Origin of the sequence: Arthrobacter sp. cf158 (assembly GCF_900106835.1) — a bacterium.
Classification (GTDB): domain Bacteria; phylum Actinomycetota; class Actinomycetes; order Actinomycetales; family Micrococcaceae; genus Arthrobacter.
In genome coordinates this window covers 367,785-383,378 of sequence record NZ_FNNR01000001.1, presented here as the reverse complement: position 1 = coordinate 383,378, position 15,594 = coordinate 367,785, and the positions used below count along the sequence as shown (strand labels likewise).

Below are 15,594 nucleotides of genomic sequence, written 5' to 3'. Positions count from 1 at the left end.
CTTTCGCAGGAAAGGTACCGGCCGTCGTCGTACCCGGAACTATGATCAACGGCACATTGCTATCTTTTTGCACTTTCCAGTTGAGAGTGCAAAACTTTACTTTGTGAGTAATAGTGCAAATATCGACGGCGGCCTCCGCGAGCGCAAGCGGGCTGCCACGCGGACGGCGATTACCGCCGTCGCGCGTTCCATGACCGCTGCGCATGGCCTTAGCGGTTTCACGGTTGAGGAGGTCTGCGAAGCGGCAGGGATTTCACGCCGGACCTTCTTCAACTACTTCCACTCCAAGGAAGACGCCGTCATCGGCTCGTTTTCGGACGAGTTGCCGGAAGAGGCGCTGGAAGCCTTCACCCGGAATCCTTCCCGCACACCGGACAGCATCTCCCATACGCTCCTGGCAGCATTGCATGTGCTCACTGTGACGCTGATGGAGCGTTCATCCATCAGCCGCACCGAGGTCCAGCAGTTCATAGCGGCCATCACGGCGGAACCACAACTACTGGCACGACTCACCCTTGAAGGGGAGGCCCGCGAACGCCAGTTCGCAGGGCTCGTGGCCACCCGCGAGGGCCTGGATCCGGAGCACCCTGAAGTCCTGACGGCGACTGTGTTGTTCGGGGCTGTCTCCAAGAAAACGGCACAGCAGTTCTTCTCCGAGGACAACACCCGCCCGTACCGCGGGATTCTGGAGCAGAACCTCAACGCCGCACGCAAACTCTTCGCCCAGCCGTTGGCCACGAACCATCAGCTGGGACCCAACCCCCTTGAAACCTCGAAGGACCCCGCATGAGTACACTCTCGAAGGCAGCTGAACCATTGCTGCTGACCCAGAAACGTATCTGGATCATCTTCTCGGCGCTGATCGCAGGCATGCTCCTGTCCAGCCTCGACCAAACCATCGTCTCCACCGCCATGCCCACCATCGTGGGCAAGCTGGGCGGCGTGGAGCACCAAGCCTGGATCACCACGGCCTACCTTCTGGCCACCACCATCGTGATGCCGATTTACGGCAAGTTCGGTGACATCCTGGGCCGTCGCAATCTGTTCCTGGTGGCCATCGCGCTCTTTACGCTCGCCTCCGTGGGTTGCGCGTTCGCCACCGATTTCTGGGGCTTCGTAATTTTCCGGGCCATCCAGGGCCTGGGCGGCGGTGGTCTCATGATCTTGTCGCAGGCAATCATCGCGGACATCGTTCCAGCCAAGGAGCGCGGCAAGTACATGGGCCCCCTGGGCGCCATCTTTGGCCTGTCCGCAGTGGCCGGGCCCCTGCTTGGTGGGTTCTTCGTTGACCATCTCACCTGGGAATGGGCCTTCTACATCAACATCCCCATCGGCATCGCCGCATTCATCACAGCCTGGTTCACCCTGACACTGCCGAACAAGAAGGCCGAGAAGAAGATCGACATCCTTGGTGTCCTGTTCCTCTCCGCTGCCACCACGTGCCTCATCTTCTTCACTGACTTTGGTGGCAAGAAGGACGAGGGCTGGGATTCGCCCCTCACATGGGCCTTTGGTGCCGGCATGGTCCTGGCGGCCTTCGCCTTCGTAATGGTGGAACGGCGTGCCGAGGACCCCATCATTCCGCTGAGCCTGTTCAAGAACCCCATCTTCATCAACGCAACAGCCATCGGCTTCACGCTGGGCCTGGGCATGTTCGCTGCCATCGCCTTCGTTCCCACGTTCCTGCAGATGTCTTCCGGCACTTCCGCAGCTGAGTCCGGCTTGCTGATGCTGCCCATGATGGTTGGCCTGATGGGCACGTCCATTTACTCCGGTATCCGCATCTCCAAGACCGGCAAGTACAAGATGTTCCCCATCCTGGGTGCTGCCTTGACCATCGCTGCGATGCTCTGGCTGACCACCCTCGCAGCCTCCACCCCCATTTGGGTGATCTGCGTGCAGCTCTTCATCTTCGGCGCCGGTTTGGGCCTCATCATGCAGGTCATCGTCCTGGTGGTGCAGAACTCAGTCCCCGCTGACCAGATAGGTACGGCGACCAGTACCAACAACTACTTCCGCGAGGTAGGTGCCTCATTGGGTGTCGCCGTCTTCGGTGCCATCTTCACCAACCGCCTGGCGGAGTCATTGACCGATGCCTTCACCGGAGCCGGCGCCTCTGCTGAACAAGCTTCCCAGTCCACCAGCACACTGGACCCCCAGGCCCTGGCCCAGTTGCCTGAACAGTTGCGCGACGCGATCGTCAACGCCTACGCCAACTCCTTGGCGCCAGTCTTCTGGTACTTGGTGCCCTTCATTGCCATCGCCTTGATCCTGGCTATCACCCTGAAGCAGATCCCGCTGTCCGATACCGCCGGGATGGTGGCACGTGGAGAGGCTGTGGGTGGCGAGGAAGCCGAACGGCTTGAGGCTGAGCGTTCAGAAATGGCGCAGCTGGTATCCACCGCCGAGGACCTCGACAAAGATCGTCCAACCGCTGACGCGGGACGTCCGTAGCTAGTCCTCCAATTGGTATGCCACGGGGCCTTCGGGCTCCGTGGCAAGCCTGATGGCCTCAAGATTTCCGGCACTCATGTCCGGCAGGTCATCCAAGGCAAACCACCCTACGGCCAGTGATTCGTCGTCGTTCACCGTGGCTTCTCCCGATACGTACCTGCAGCGGAACGTGATGTCCAGGAAGTCGCACACGTCGCCGTTGGGGAAGGTCACCGGACCCACAACTCCGACGCCGATGATCCGCTCCGTTTCGGCCACCACCGCAGTTTCCTCAAAGATTTCCCGCACCAGCCCGGGCGCTGGGTGTTCGCCGGGCTCCAGCATTCCGGTGATGAGGGTCCAGTGACCGTTGTCGGCGCGTTGGCCCAGCAATACCCTGCCGTCGTCGTCGAAGACCACGCCCCGCACGGCAGGAAGCCACAGGGGGTCGTTACCGATCTTTTCCCGCAGTTTGAGCACAAAATCCGGTGCACCCATGGTCAGTTTTCCTTCAGTTCAATCGTTGCGTGTGAGTTGCTCAAGATGAGGGTATCGCCGTCGAGCTTCCACTGAACGGGCTGCTCGAAGAGCTTCTCCGTCCAGGCCTGGTAGCTGCCCGTTGGCTCCTCGCAGCCGCGGTCGGTGGCCGTCCGCCAGCCCGGCGTCAGGATGTCACCGCTGACCGAAACTTCCACCTGTAGATAGTTGCAGGGTGTCCCAACGTTCAAGATCCACTCTCCGTCGGCACGCGTCGAGCTCACCTTTAGCGGATGAGTGCCGAGCCACGCTACATCTCCTGCAGCATCGCTCCCCCGCACGGAAGTGAACTTGGAGCAGCCCAGCGGAGTCCCGCAGGACATGACCGGTTGCTGGGCGGTGTTCGACGTGATGTCTGACGGCGCCGGCACGGAGGTGCCGCTGCCTGCCTGCGCGCATCCGTTCAGCAGGGCGGTGCTGGCTGTGAGCACTCCCATGATGACCGTTATCCCGATCCGCTGCATCGCAACCTCTCCCGGCACCCTCAGGCTCGTCAGAACACTTCTGGGCCAAGCATGCCGCACCGCGGTGAACAGCGAGAATACGGGGAGCGTTGCAATTTGGCCGCAGTTGGTCCTGCAGAGGGAGCTACGCAGGCAGGAAGACCATCGCGGTCGCGGCGCCTGCCAACATGAACGGGCCGAACGGGATGGCCGAGCCTAACGTGCCTCTCCGGGCCACCAAGATGGCCAGGCTCCACAGCCCACCCAGCAGGAAGGCCGCGAACGTCCCTGCGAAAAGATGTCCCCAGCCCAGGTAGCCCAGGTACAGTCCCAACACTCCGGCGAGCTTGACGTCCCCGAATCCCATCCCCGGCGGGTAAATGAACCTCAGCACAAAGTAGAACAGCCAAAGGACTGCGCCTCCTGCAAGGACACGCAGGCCAGGAATGCCGAACAATGCGGCGCCAACCGGGGCAGCGGCATCAGCAAAAAACCCCACCAGCGCCGCGGCCAGAAGGAGCACCCCGGCCACCGCATACGACGGGAACACGATGCGGTTGGGCAGCAGGTGGCTCCGGACGTCGATGACCGTGAGACGGACCGCCATCACCAGAAAGTACAGGCACGCGGCCACCACCAGCCAGAAGCCCAGCGGGCTGGCATCCCAAAGGTCGGAGAGTCGTCGGATCACTCTCGGATGCTATCCCGCTTTGGCCGCCTAACCTGCTTGAAGGCGTAGGTAAACTGTGGATATGGGGCGCTACAGTGCAGGAGGACCGGCTTTCGACTTGTCCTCCACTTTCCGGAATCTTTGCCGTTCTTCACCATGGAAATGGACGAGTCTCCGCTTCGAGTACCTTGAGCGGCCAGGGACTGGCGCCAGCATGGTACGCGCATGGCTTCGCCGACCGGGAGCGCTCCGTCTGGAAACACCGGACGGCCAGTTGCTGCACAGCACCACCGGTATCAACGACTCCCGGGACGATCTGTACGTCAGTGCCACACGGCGTTCGTGGTTGCTTCCGGCGCACTTGGTAACCCCGGTCTATGACGATGCCGGCCTGGTCCGCCGACGCCCGGAGGCGGCCTACGGGGAGCCTTCCTTCGGCAACGGCCGGCTGGCTGCGGCATTGGATCCGGTGGAACTCGCCGGCAACGCACCTGTGCCTTTGGAATTCCCGGATACCAACCGCGTGTTCCTGGAGCAGCCCCGGGAAGTTGACCATGAAGGCCGCCTTGCCTTGGAAACGATCGTCACGCCCAGCCGAACATACGTTGCCTCTGATCCGGCAGCGCCTCTGGCCCATCCCGGCAGGACCCTCATCAGGATCGACGCCGGTACTGGAGTTTGCGTCGCCAGCCAGAGTCTCGATGGGGACTCGTCCGGCAAAGGCCACTGGCTCAAGATCCTGGGCGTTGACGAGTACATGCTGGACGACCTTTTCCTGGCCGATTCCATGAACCTGACGGACGTCCGCCGCCACATCTCCTGGGATATAGGCCCGGCCGCCTAGCACGAGGCCACAGACGCGCTGGGACCGGCCTTTGACTCGCCTGAACCCAGCCTCCGGGCTAAGCTACGGCGATGACATCGCTGGCAGAAATCTGGCCCCCGTTCGGACTCACCCTCACCACCCCGAGGTTGACCATCCGTCCCATTCTTGACGCCGACATCCCGGCCGCCGTGGCCGCAGCCCGTTCCGGGGTCCATGAGCCGGGGAAGAGCCCGTTCAGCACGCCGTGGACAGAGTTGCCGGAGGACGAGCTGGCTCCCAACATGGCCCAGTGGTACTGGCGCTGCCGGGCGAACTTCACGCCTGAATCCTGGACGCTGCTGTTGGCCATATGGCATCACGACGAGTTCCTGGGAGTCCAGGACATCGCGGCCAAGAACTTCCAGACGCTCAAGACAGTCGGGACGGGCTCGTGGCTCAAGCAGTCCGCACAAGGCCAGGGCTTCGGCAAGGAGATGCGCGCCGCCGTCGTGAGTTACGCCTTCGATTACCTGAACGCTGAGGTGGCCGAATCCGAAGCGGCCGCCTGGAACCGGCAATCCCTGGGCGTCTCCACCAGCCTGGGCTACGAACCAAACGGCATCTTCCGCGACGGCTGGGGCGATACCGTCCAAGACGTCCAAAAAGTCCGCCTCACCCCCACCACCTTCAAACGCCCGGACTGGACCCTCCACGTCCAAGGCCACGAAGCCTTTTCCTCCTACCTCGGAATCGGGCACCTTCCGGCGGGTGACTGAAAGGCGAAGGCCAGGCATCCGGCAGCGTGCGTCAAAAGCGAGGAACGAGCTAGCACGCAGAGGATGTCTGGCCTTCGCCTTTGGGTGGGCAGGGCGTCGACGGAGTTAGATTTCAGCCCCTTCGAGCAACTCTGTCACCAGGGCAGCAATCGGCGACCGCTCGGACCGGGTCAGGGTGATGTGCCCAAAGAGCGGGTGTCCCTTGAGTGTCTCCACCACTGCCGCGACGCCGTCGTGCCGCCCCACCCGGAGGTTGTCGCGCTGTGCAACATCGTGGGTGAGGACGATCTTGGAGTTCTGTCCGATGCGGCTCATGACGGTCAGCAGGACGTTCTTCTCTAGGGACTGGGCTTCGTCCACAATCACAAACGCGTCGTGCAGCGACCGTCCGCGGATATGGGTCAGAGGCAGGACTTCGAGCATGCCCCGGTCCATGACTTCTTCCACGACTTCCTGGCTTACCAGCGCACCCAATGTGTCAAAGACTGCCTGCGCCCAGGGGTTCATTTTTTCGGATTCGGATCCGGGGAGGTAGCCGAGTTCCTGGCCGCCGACGGCGTACAGAGGACGGAAGACCACCACTTTGCGGTGTTCGCGCCGTTCCAGGACGGCTTCGAGGCCTGCGCAGAGGGCCAGTGCGGATTTGCCCGTGCCCGCACGGCCGCCGATCGAGACGATGCCGACGGACGGGTCCATGAGCATATCGATGGCTAGCCGCTGTTCGGCAGAACGTCCGTGGAGTCCGAAGACGTCCCGATCGCCCTTGACCAAGCGGACCTGCTTGTCAGCCCCTACCCGGCCCAGCGCGGAACCGCGGTTGGAGAGGAGCACCAGCCCTGTGTTGACGGGAAGTTCAGCGGCCGCAGGGATGAACACTGGTTCATGGCCGTACAGGGTGGTGATTTCGTCGTCGTTGGCTTCCACCTCGGCCATGCCGGTCCAGCCGGAGTCCTTAACCAGTTCGTTGCGGTACTCGTCAGCCTGCAGCCCCATGGCAGATGCTTTGACACGCATGGGGAGGTCTTTGGAGACGACCGTGACGTTGTGGCCCTCGTTTGCCAGGTTCTTTGCAACGGCCAGGATCCGGCTGTCGTTATCGCCTCCGCGGAATCCGGCGGGCAGGACTTCCGGTGAGATGTGGTTCATTTCCACCCGGAGGATTCCGCCGTCCTTTCCGATGGGGATGGAATGGTCCAAACCGCCGTGTTCAATCCTCAGGTCGTCCAGGAGCCGCAGTGCTTTCCGGGCGAAGTAGCCCAGTTCGGGGTCGTGGCGTTTTCCTTCCAGTTCGCTGATGACAACGATGGGGACAATGACCTCGTGCTCGGCGAAGCGCAACAACGCGTGGGGATCGGACAGCAGGACTGACGTATCAATCACGTAGCTGCGGCCTGTGGCGGACGTTGAGGTCCGGCCTTTTTGTGAGACCCGCTTGGTGCGAGAGGTAGCTGCACTTTCCCCGTCGGAAACCATTGCGGGCAGTTGCTCAGAAATAGCCACATCGACTCCAGCCCCGGGCAGTTCGCCCGGCCTAATGGTGAAGCGGCTCGGCCGGAAGGCCGGGCGTGGCCTCCCATGTAACTGGTGCGATAGTTCGCTCCATGTACTGGCCTCCCCGATCAGCGGGCGGTTTTGCCTGCTGATGGGATTAACGTAATCCCCGGCACATTCATTTCCGCAATCCGTCGTCGGCAAGTCGTATGTCCGGATCGTTAAATTTTGATGAACCGGAGCGCTTCTAGGTTCCGTACCGGCGCTGGCGTCCGGCGTAATCCCTGAGCGCCCGCAGGAAATCGACTTTCCGGAAGGCGGGCCACAGGGCTTCGCAGAAGTAGAACTCGCTGTAGGCGCTTTGCCACATGAGGAAGCCCGAGAGCCTCTGCTCGCCTGAGGTCCGGATGACGAGGTCGGGATCCGGCTGGCCCCGGGTATAGAGGAAACGCGAGATGTCGTCCACCGAAAGTTCATCTGCGACGTCGGACATGGTGCGCCCTTTGTCCACGGCGTCGTGCAGGAGTTCCCGCACGGCGTCGACGATTTCGCGCCGGCCACCATAGCCCACCGCAACGTTCACGTGGATCTTTTCGTGGACCGGGGTGCGCGCAGTGAGTTTGTTGAGCCGGTCGGCAAGGTAATCGGGAAGGAGCTCGGGTGCGCCCATGGCGTGGACTGAGACATCCTCGTCTTCGTCCAGGCGGTCCATGGTGTTGGCGATGATGCCCATGAGCAGGTCCAGCTCCTCACCGGAGCGGTTCATGTTGTCCGTGGAGAGCATGTAGAGCGTCACTACTTTGACGCCGAGCTCCTGGCACCAGCCGAGGAATTCGTGGATTTTGTCGGCGCCGGCCTGATGTCCCTGGCTGGTGGGGGCATTGAACTGCCGGGCCCACCGACGGTTGCCGTCCACCATGACGCCGATGTGCCGTGGGATCTGGTCCTGCTTGAGGGAGCGCAGGAGTTTGCGCTCGTAAAAGCCATAGAGGAAACCGGGCAGCTCCACCGGACTCTCACCTGACTTCCTTGCTTGATACGACGACGGCGCACATCCAAGGCTACCTTCCCAAGCTGTCGAGCCGGTGCAGTAGGCGGTCAAATTCCCACGGATGCTTGTTACCGCTCAGTAACTTACCGGAACGTAGGTTATTCTTGAACCATGGCCGAGCTCCTTGAAACCAAGCCCCTCTGGCGCGGATGGATCCACGCTGTTGCCGCTCCTTTCGCACTCGCTGCAGGCATTGTCCTGGTCACAGTTGCCCCCACCACAGACCGCAAAATCACCTCTGCCATCTACGCCTTGACAGGTTTCCTCCTGTTCGGGGTAAGCGCCGTTTACCATCGTGGAAACTGGTCCCCCAAGGTCCGGATGCTGCTCAAACGCCTGGACCACACCAACATCATGCTGGTGATCGCCGGCAGCTACACGCCCTTGGCCTGGTCCCTTTTGGACCGGTCCTCGGCCATCACCCTGTTATGGCTCATTTGGTCTGGTGCCATCCTTGGCGTGCTGTTCCGGCTGCTCTGGACGCATGCACCACGCTGGCTGTACGTCCCGGTCTACATCGCCTTGGGCTGCGGCGCGTTGTTCTACCTGCCCCAGTTCTTCGCCGCCAACGCTCCCGCTGCGATCCTCATCTGCGTCGGCGGCGCCCTGTACATCGCAGGCGCAGTGTTCTATGCCCTTAAGAAGCCAAACTTCAGTGTTCAGCACTTCGGCTTCCACGAGCTGTTCCATGCGTTCACCGTGCTCGCCTTCGCGGCACACTTCATAGCGATCATGATGGCGGTCCTGAGCTAGCTGTACCTGCCCGAGCTCACTGGTTCGGCTAAGAGCCGCCAGAGGCCATGGCCGATAATTGGGACAGCACCTCAGCCACATCACCCAACGGCCGCTCACACACCATGCCCCGGCACAGGTAGACCTGCGGTGATCCGTCCGGCGAACCTGACCTGTGGAGCAGCAGCGGTACCTCTCTTTCCGCGGCCGGGGACCCGCCGTCGTCGGTTTGCAGGGCCACCACCAGCCCAGGGCTGGGCGATGCCAACAGGGCCTTGTGCAGCGCGTTGCGCGCAGGCGAATCGGGTCCAACTACAGCAGCCTCCACGGGACCGGCAAGGGCCGCTTGGGCCGTGGCCAGGAGCCAGCCTGCGACGCGGGGCGCACGTGTGGCGAGCGGCGGAAGCAAGCCGAGAATGTTACCGGCCATGAGTCTATGCTCGTGCGATCCCGAGTAGGCGGAGTACGTCAGCAATGCCCCGGCGAACGCGGCAGCACCGCTCGGCGTGGCATTGTCGAACGGGTCCAGAGCTGCATGTTGGCCCTGCGCGTTGAAGACCTGGGCGGATTCCCCTGCCGAGTCGGCCAACTGCCCGTTGTCCACAAAGTGCGTGCAGGCGGCACGAATGAGCTCTTCGGCCAGCCGATACCAACGCTTGGTACCCGTCACTGCGTACAGCGCCAGCAGGCCATCGGCGCAGAATGCGTAGTCCTCCAGCAGGCCGCCGATGCCGCGGGCCCGCGAGTCGTGCGAAACCCGGATGAGCACGTGTGAACCCTGGTCCCAGTGGACGTCCTTGAGATACCCGGCCACCTCTTCCGCAGCCCCCACCAAGTCCGGTCGATCCAGGACAGCCCCGGCCTCAGCAAGGGCGGCCACCGCAATGCCGTTCCAACCAGCCACCACTTTGTGATCCCTTGCCGGCAGGCTTCGGAGGTTGCGGGCCGCACTAAGAATGGGGCGGACCCGGGCCCACAGCGTAGCTTCGGCGTCCGTCAACGTCCGCGCAGGATGCAACGGCGACCCGAGCTCCGAGACCGTCCCTTCAGAACGGATATTCATCATGCCGGCTACTGCCCCAGCATCTTCGGGGCCGAGTGCTTCCACCAACGATTCCGGGGTCCACAGGTACGTGGCGCCCTCGTGATGCACGCCTTCGACCACGGAATCGGCATCCAGGGAGGAGGCCAGACCACCGCTGTGGAGCCGCAACGAGTCCACCATCCAGTCCGCGCACCTGGACGCCACGGCGGCGGCCTCACCGGCAGGGAAGACCACGTTGCCGCCGAGCCGCACCCAGTGGGTGTAGACGCGCAGCAGCTGCGCATTGTCGTACAGCATTTTTTCGAAGTGGGGCACAGACCAGTCAGCCGTCACCGAATAGCGGGCGAATCCGCCGTCGAGCTGGTCACACAGCGCCGAACGCGCCATGCCCGCCAGCGCACGCCCTGCCATGTCCCGCGCGGCGTCAGCCGTCTGGGACGGCGCGGCAGCGTGACGGATGAGGAACTCAAGAACGGCCGACGGCGGGAACTTGGGGGCGGCGCCGAACCCACCGGCGTCGGGGTCTTCGGAGCGGGCAAGAAGCGCAACCGCGTCCGGCAGGAGGTTCGCGTCCAACAGCTCCGGCGGGCCGTCAAGCCTGACCGCCCCTGACAGCTGCGCAGCGCCCATGCTGGCCGCCAGTCCCCTGGCGTTGTGCTCCACACCTGCCCGGCGCTCCACCCAGGCCTCGTGAACAGCTTCCAGAACATTGCGGAATGACGGCCGGCCAGGCAAGGGAATCGGCGGAAAGTACGTTCCCGCATGGAAAGCAAGACCATCGGGCGTCAGGAAAACGGACATTGGCCAGCCGCCCTCGCCACTGATCGCCTGCGTGGCGGCCATATACACCGAGTCCACGTCCGGGCGTTCCTCGCGGTCCACCTTGACCGGGACAAAATGTGCATTCAGATAGTCCGCGGTCTCCTGGTCCTCAAAGGATTCGTGGGCCATGACATGGCACCAGTGGCACGCAGCGTAGCCAATGGACAGAAAAACGGGAACGTCCCGCTCAGCGGCGAAGCCAAAGGCCTCATCACCGAAGGGACGCCAAAAGACAGGGTTGTCAGCGTGTTGCCGCAGATACGCGGACGGCTCCGAACCCAGGGCGTTGTTTGCCCCGGGCCAATCGCCTGAACTGGCCGGGTTGGGAATGCCGGCCGGGTTGGGAGTGCCGGGCTCAGCGGGTTCCGGAACCGGCATCGTCGTTATCGTCCGGGGTACCGCCTGCACCAGCAGGTTCCCCCGGCTCCGCCGCCAGGCGGGCTTCCTCCACCTGCGCCCGGTACCGGACCCTGCGGATGCGGCGAACCATGTCCACGATCAGGAAGGTGGTCAGAATGACGATGAAGGCCGTGAGGACGAAGCCCCACGTCCCGGGCGTCACCTGGTCCTCGGACAGGCCGGGCCGCAGCGTGCCCGTGGGATCAGGCGACGGGGTGACGGTCAGGGCGAGAATCAAGTGGTGCACGTTCAAACCTTCTATGGGAGCTGATGCGTGCCGATTGGCAGCGCGTAGCCGGAAGCTGGTTGGCCGCCGGGCAATTTCTACGAGCGATAGAAACTGTCGGCGCTCCTATCTTATCCCTGCGAAGAGGTCCTTCTCCGGCAGCTCGGACTGGACCAAGGACTTGACCAGCGTGTAGTCCTCCCAGGGCCACGCTGTCCGCTGCAGGTCCGGCGAGACGGCGAAGAAGAACCCCAGTGGATCGATCTGCGTCCGGTGTGCCCGGAGGGCGTCGTCCCGCGCTTCGAAGAAGTCGCCGCAATCCACCTGGGTAGTTGTCTGATGTGCGGGCACAGGCGGCGTGTGACCCTCCGCGTCGGCCTCCAACCACGCCGCAAGCCGTTCTGCATAGGGAGACTGCAGGCCGGCGTCCTCCAGAGCAAAGTGCAGCGCACGGAAGCGTTCGGGGCTGAAGGCACGGTCGTAGTACAGCTTGCTGGGAGCCCACGGCTCCCCCATCCCGGGGTAGCGCCCGGCATCACCGGCGGCCTCGAACGCCTCAACGGCCACCTTGTGGGCCATGATGTGGTCCGGGTGCGGGTAACCGCCGTTTTCGTCGTAGCTGAGGATCACATGGGGCTTGAAATGCCGGACCAGTCGCACCAAGGGAGCCGTGGCGCGCTCCAGTGGCTGCAGCGCGAAGCAACCCGGCGGCAGCGGCGGGAGGGGATCTCCTTCTGGAAGACCCGAGTCGACGAAGCCGAGCCAGCGTTGTTGGATGCCCAGGACCGCAGCCGCGTTCGCCATCTCTGAGCGCCTGGCCCCGGCCATATCGCGCTTGGGATGCGGCGCGTCTTCCATGGCGGGATTCTGAATATCACCGCGTGATCCATCCGTGCACGTGGCGACCATCACGTCGACTCCCGCGGCGGCGTACATCGCCATGGTTGCCGCACCCTTGCTGGACTCATCATCCGGGTGGGCGTGGACGGCGAGCAGCCGCAGCTGCTGCTCGGAACTGCTGGACGCTGTCACGTGACGGCTCCTCTTTCGTGTATCAAGCTCTGGGGGCGGTGATGGGGCGCCGGGATCGGCACTAAACTGGACGGGTGACTTCAGAGGACCTTTCGGCCACCCAAGTACCGGCAAGCACCAGCCTAGCCAATCGCTACGGCGGTCAAAAGCGCGCCATGACCCGCAAAACCAAGCGGAACATCATCATCGCTGCCCTGGTCATCGGGATTGCCTTCGCTGCCTACGTGGCAACGGGGTCTGCGCAAGCTCCGGTCACGTTCAAGGACATCGGCTACAGCACGGTTGACGACACCCAGGCTGAAGTGGACTATCAAGTCACAAAGTACCCCGGGGCTACCGCCAAATGCGCCATTAAGGCCCTGGATTCCAAGTTCGCTGTGGTGGGTTGGAAGGTTGTGGAGATTGGACCGAACGATCCCCAGGACGACCCCGACGGCGGCCGGACCACCGTTCAGCGCACAGTACTTCGGACCGAGTCACCTTCGGTCTCCGGGGTCGTGGACGGCTGCTGGATAGTGGACAGCGGTAAATAACAATCGTGTGACCCACGACTCAACCGGTTTGGGTTCGTCCAAAGGATTTACTACAATGGATGAAACCTTCACCCCGTTAAGTTGGTTACTGAGTTTTACGAGTGGCCACCTCGGCGGGGTCTTTTGCATTGTCAGATCTAGAGGAGAAATCCGTGTCTACCACCAACAGCGCCACTGCGGCTTGGCTTACCCAGGAAGCTTTCGACCGCTTGAAGGCTGAGCTGGACCACCTTTCCGGCGCTGGCCGGGCGGAAATCGTCCAGAAGATCGAAGCTGCCCGCCAGGAAGGCGACCTCAAGGAAAACGGCGGTTACCACGCAGCCAAGGAAGAGCAGGGCAAGATCGAGGCCCGCATCCGTCAGCTCACGGCCCTCCTGCGCGATGCCCAGGTGGGCGAAGCGCCGGCCGATGACGGAATCGTTGAGCCCGGCATGCTGGTTGTTGCCCGCATCGCAGGCGACGAAGAGACCTTCCTGCTCGGCTCCCGCGAGATCGCCGGAGATTCCGATCTTGACGTCTTCAGCGAAAAGTCCCCTCTGGGTGCCGCAATCATCGGCCACAAGGAGGGCGACAAGCTGAGCTACGTCGCTCCCAATGGCAAGGAAATCCCGGTGGAGATCGTTTCCGCCAAGCCGTACGTCGCCTAAACAGCAGCCCATCGGCCTGAAATACACGACGCCGGCCCACCCCTCCGCGGGGCGGGCCGGCGTTTTTTCGTCTCCGGCTGCAGGTTAGGCCGTGAGCTTGGACTTGGGGCGCAGCAAGACAGCGGCAACGATGCCCCCCAAGGCGCCTCCGAGGTGCGCTTGCCAGGACACGTAGCCCATCACCGTGGGCAAAACCCCAAAGAGGATGCTGCCGTAGGCCATGAAGAGCACCACGGAGAGCAGGATCTGCCACCAGTTCCGGTTGAAGAAGCCCCGTACCAAGAGGAATGCAAAGAATCCGAACACCAACCCGGATGCCCCCACTGTCACTCCTCCCCCGCCAATCAGCCACACCGCGAGTCCGGAACCCAGCCAGCTGAACGCCAACGCGGTGATGAACACGCGGATGCCGGACAGGAACACCAGAAAGCCAAAAATGATCAGCGGCAGCGTGTTGGAGAGCAAGTGATTGAAGTTCGCGTGCAGCAAGGGGAACGTCAGGATGTCCAGCACGCCGTCCAGGGAGCGGGAGCGCAGGCCAAACGTGGGGTTCAGGCCATGGCGCATCAACGTATTGAGGATCTCGATGACGTAGAGCAGAATGACGAAGCCGCCCATGAAGAGCAGGCCGCCCTTCGCCCGCCCAGCCAAGGACTCCCGGGCCTCTTCCTTTGAACCTTCAGGTGTTCCAAGCACCATGGGCGCCCCTCCCGTCAGTGCACCACGATCGGCTGGAACCCCTCGGCCCGCAGCGCGCCGAGAACCTGTTCGCCGTGTTCGTGGCCTTTGGTTTCCAGGTTGATGGTGATGGAGACATCGCCCATGCTGATGGAACCACCCAACCGTGTGTGGTCCAGGCCCGTGACGTTGGCATCGTTCTCGGCGATGATGCGCGCGATCGTGGCCAAGGAGCCGGGGCGGTCATCCAGCATCATGCGGACGGTCATGAACCGGCCAGCGGCCGAAAGACCACGCTGGATGACTTTGAGCATCAGCATCGGATCGATGTTGCCACCGGAAAGCACGACGGCGGTGTTTCCGGGGTTTTCGATCTTGCCGTCCATGAGTGCGGCTACTCCCACGGCGCCCGCAGGCTCAACCACCATCTTGGCCCGTTCCAGGAGGAAGATCAGCGCCCGCGCCAGTGAATCCTCGCTGACAGTGACAACATCGTCCACGAGTTCGCGAATGATGCTGAAGGGCAGCTGTCCCGGCCGTCCAACGGCAATACCGTCGGCCATGGTGGTGACCTTCTTCAGCGGAACCAAGGCGTCTGCGGCCAGGGACGGCGGGTAGGCTGCGGCGTTCTCAGCCTGTACGCCGATCACCCGAATCTCGCGGCCAAGCTCCTTTGCCCTTGCTTTGATGGCTACTGCCACGCCGGCCAGCAATCCGCCGCCGCCGACGCCCATAAGGATAGTGTCCACGTTGGGGATCTGGTCCAGGATTTCCAGCCCGATGGTGCCTTGCCCGGCCACCACGTCCACGTTGTCAAAAGGATGCACAAAGACAGCACCGGTTTCATTGGCGTAGCGCTGTGCTTCCGCCAGGGCCTCATCCACGTTGTGTCCGTGGAGAATGACCTCGGCGCCGTGGCTGCGCGTGGCTGCCAGCTTGGGCAGTGCCACGCCAAGGGGCATGTAGATGCGGGCGTTGATGCCCAGGCTCTTTGCGGCCACTGCCACACCTTGGGCGTGGTTGCCTGCCGAGGCTGCTACCACTCCGCGCTTCTTCTCATCCTCGGTCAGGCGCGCCATACGGACGTAGGCGCCGCGGACCTTGAAGGAGCCTGCACGCTGAAGATTCTCGCACTTGAAAAAGACGTTGCCGCCCACGAGGCTGCCAAGAGCACGGGACGACTCCACCGGAGTCTTGGTAATAATGCCCTCGAGCAGCTCCTGCGCCTTAAGGACATCGTCCAGGGTGACGGGCAGGGTTTCGAGGGTATTCAC

At 62.8% G+C, this 15,594-nt stretch carries 17 protein-coding genes; 7 read left to right on the top strand and 10 right to left on the bottom strand.

The genetic code is table 11. The annotated features are described in order from the left end of the window. The first annotated feature begins 103 nt into the window (after window positions 1-103). Window positions 104-790 (top strand): TetR/AcrR family transcriptional regulator, encoded by a 687-nt coding sequence (locus BLW08_RS01815; RefSeq protein ID WP_091323031.1) that lies wholly within the window; start codon window positions 104-106, stop codon window positions 788-790. Beyond that, a complete protein-coding gene (locus tag BLW08_RS01810) occupies window positions 787-2,454 on the top strand; it encodes an MDR family MFS transporter (protein WP_091323029.1) in 1,668 nt (555 codons plus the stop codon). The genes BLW08_RS01815 and BLW08_RS01810 overlap by 4 nt, the downstream gene beginning before the upstream one ends. On the opposite strand, the gene BLW08_RS01805 is transcribed toward BLW08_RS01810, so the two are convergent. The 3 genes from BLW08_RS01805 to BLW08_RS01795 all read right to left on the bottom strand — a co-directional run bounded on the left by BLW08_RS01805 (window position 2,455) and on the right by BLW08_RS01795 (window position 4,104). After that, window positions 2,455-2,931: an NUDIX hydrolase gene (locus BLW08_RS01805; RefSeq protein WP_090819819.1), complete on the bottom strand. Its 477-nt coding sequence runs from the start codon at window positions 2,929-2,931 to the stop codon at window positions 2,455-2,457. A 2-nt stretch (window positions 2,932-2,933) separates the two neighbouring features. Beyond that, window positions 2,934-3,434, bottom strand: a complete 501-nt coding sequence (locus tag BLW08_RS01800) for an META domain-containing protein (RefSeq protein ID WP_091323027.1) — start codon at window positions 3,432-3,434, stop codon at window positions 2,934-2,936. A 124-nt stretch (window positions 3,435-3,558) separates the two neighbouring features. Beyond that, complete coding sequence (locus BLW08_RS01795; RefSeq protein ID WP_091323025.1) at window positions 3,559-4,104, bottom strand: prepilin peptidase; 546 nt, start codon at window positions 4,102-4,104, stop codon at window positions 3,559-3,561. Between the two features lie 61 nt (window positions 4,105-4,165). On the opposite strand from BLW08_RS01795, the gene BLW08_RS01790 reads away from it, so the two are divergent. Together BLW08_RS01790 and BLW08_RS01785 are read left to right on the top strand one after the other, a co-directional pair. Continuing rightward, window positions 4,166-4,927, top strand: coding sequence for a hypothetical protein (locus BLW08_RS01790; protein WP_091323023.1), 762 nt, complete (start codon window positions 4,166-4,168; stop codon window positions 4,925-4,927). 71 nt (window positions 4,928-4,998) lie between these two features. Further along, window positions 4,999-5,664: a GNAT family N-acetyltransferase gene (locus BLW08_RS01785; RefSeq protein WP_091323022.1), complete on the top strand. Its 666-nt coding sequence runs from the start codon at window positions 4,999-5,001 to the stop codon at window positions 5,662-5,664. 105 nt (window positions 5,665-5,769) lie between these two features. On the opposite strand, the gene BLW08_RS01780 is transcribed toward BLW08_RS01785, so the two are convergent. Further along, window positions 5,770-7,137 (bottom strand): PhoH family protein, encoded by a 1,368-nt coding sequence (locus tag BLW08_RS01780; protein WP_090819834.1) that lies wholly within the window; start codon window positions 7,135-7,137, stop codon window positions 5,770-5,772. Window positions 7,138-7,402: 265 nt separating this feature from the next. After that, window positions 7,403-8,164 (bottom strand): isoprenyl transferase, encoded by a 762-nt coding sequence (locus BLW08_RS01775; protein WP_090819837.1) that lies wholly within the window; start codon window positions 8,162-8,164, stop codon window positions 7,403-7,405. 153 nt (window positions 8,165-8,317) lie between these two features. Between BLW08_RS01775 and BLW08_RS01770 the strand changes: the two genes are divergently transcribed. After that, the gene (locus BLW08_RS01770) at window positions 8,318-8,959 is read left to right on the top strand and encodes a PAQR family membrane homeostasis protein TrhA (protein WP_090819840.1); all 642 of its coding nucleotides are present in this window, start codon (window positions 8,318-8,320) and stop codon (window positions 8,957-8,959) included. A gap of 28 nt (window positions 8,960-8,987) precedes the next feature. Here BLW08_RS01770 and BLW08_RS01765 read toward each other — a convergent pair whose 3' ends face one another. From BLW08_RS01765 to mca, 3 genes are all read right to left on the bottom strand, one after another. After that, window positions 8,988-11,183, bottom strand: a complete 2,196-nt coding sequence (locus BLW08_RS01765) for a thioredoxin domain-containing protein (protein WP_091323020.1) — start codon at window positions 11,181-11,183, stop codon at window positions 8,988-8,990. After that, the gene (locus tag BLW08_RS01760; protein WP_091323304.1) at window positions 11,161-11,451 is read right to left on the bottom strand and encodes a hypothetical protein; all 291 of its coding nucleotides are present in this window, start codon (window positions 11,449-11,451) and stop codon (window positions 11,161-11,163) included. The genes BLW08_RS01765 and BLW08_RS01760 overlap by 23 nt, the downstream gene beginning before the upstream one ends. Before the next feature lie 105 nt (window positions 11,452-11,556). Then, window positions 11,557-12,462, bottom strand: a complete 906-nt coding sequence (gene mca, locus BLW08_RS01755) for a mycothiol conjugate amidase Mca (RefSeq protein ID WP_090819847.1) — start codon at window positions 12,460-12,462, stop codon at window positions 11,557-11,559. A gap of 74 nt (window positions 12,463-12,536) precedes the next feature. Here mca and BLW08_RS01750 point away from each other — a divergent pair, with 74 nt between their 5' ends. After that, on the top strand, window positions 12,537-12,995 hold the full coding sequence (locus tag BLW08_RS01750) for a DUF4307 domain-containing protein (RefSeq protein WP_091323018.1): 459 nt from the start codon (window positions 12,537-12,539) through the stop codon (window positions 12,993-12,995). Window positions 12,996-13,147: 152 nt separating this feature from the next. Then, window positions 13,148-13,642 (top strand): transcription elongation factor GreA, encoded by a 495-nt coding sequence (gene greA / locus BLW08_RS01745; RefSeq protein WP_090819852.1) that lies wholly within the window; start codon window positions 13,148-13,150, stop codon window positions 13,640-13,642. 84 nt (window positions 13,643-13,726) lie between these two features. Here the strand turns inward: greA and BLW08_RS01740 are convergent, their stop codons facing one another. Then, window positions 13,727-14,341, bottom strand: a complete 615-nt coding sequence (locus tag BLW08_RS01740; protein ID WP_091323016.1) for a rhomboid family intramembrane serine protease — start codon at window positions 14,339-14,341, stop codon at window positions 13,727-13,729. Window positions 14,342-14,355: 14 nt separating this feature from the next. Continuing rightward, window positions 14,356-15,594 (bottom strand): threonine ammonia-lyase, encoded by a 1,239-nt coding sequence (gene ilvA / locus BLW08_RS01735; RefSeq protein ID WP_089594164.1) that lies wholly within the window; start codon window positions 15,592-15,594, stop codon window positions 14,356-14,358.

Excerpts from the sequence above, each read along its gene's own strand:
- BLW08_RS01765 (WP_091323020.1), bottom strand. The coding sequence starts at position 11,183 with ATGCCGGTTCCGGAACCCGCTGAGCCCGGCACTCCCAACCCGGCCGGC.
- BLW08_RS01790 (WP_091323023.1), top strand. The coding sequence starts at position 4,166 with ATGGGGCGCTACAGTGCAGGAGGACCGGCTTTCGACTTGTCCTCCACT.
- BLW08_RS01810 (WP_091323029.1), top strand. The coding sequence starts at position 787 with ATGAGTACACTCTCGAAGGCAGCTGAACCATTGCTGCTGACCCAGAAA.
- BLW08_RS01780 (WP_090819834.1), bottom strand. The coding sequence starts at position 7,137 with ATGGTTTCCGACGGGGAAAGTGCAGCTACCTCTCGCACCAAGCGGGTC.
- BLW08_RS01805 (WP_090819819.1), bottom strand. The coding sequence starts at position 2,931 with ATGGGTGCACCGGATTTTGTGCTCAAACTGCGGGAAAAGATCGGTAAC.
- BLW08_RS01785 (WP_091323022.1), top strand. The coding sequence starts at position 4,999 with ATGACATCGCTGGCAGAAATCTGGCCCCCGTTCGGACTCACCCTCACC.
- BLW08_RS01740 (WP_091323016.1), bottom strand. The coding sequence starts at position 14,341 with ATGGTGCTTGGAACACCTGAAGGTTCAAAGGAAGAGGCCCGGGAGTCC.
- BLW08_RS01770 (WP_090819840.1), top strand. The coding sequence starts at position 8,318 with ATGGCCGAGCTCCTTGAAACCAAGCCCCTCTGGCGCGGATGGATCCAC.
- BLW08_RS01800 (WP_091323027.1), bottom strand. The coding sequence starts at position 3,434 with ATGCAGCGGATCGGGATAACGGTCATCATGGGAGTGCTCACAGCCAGC.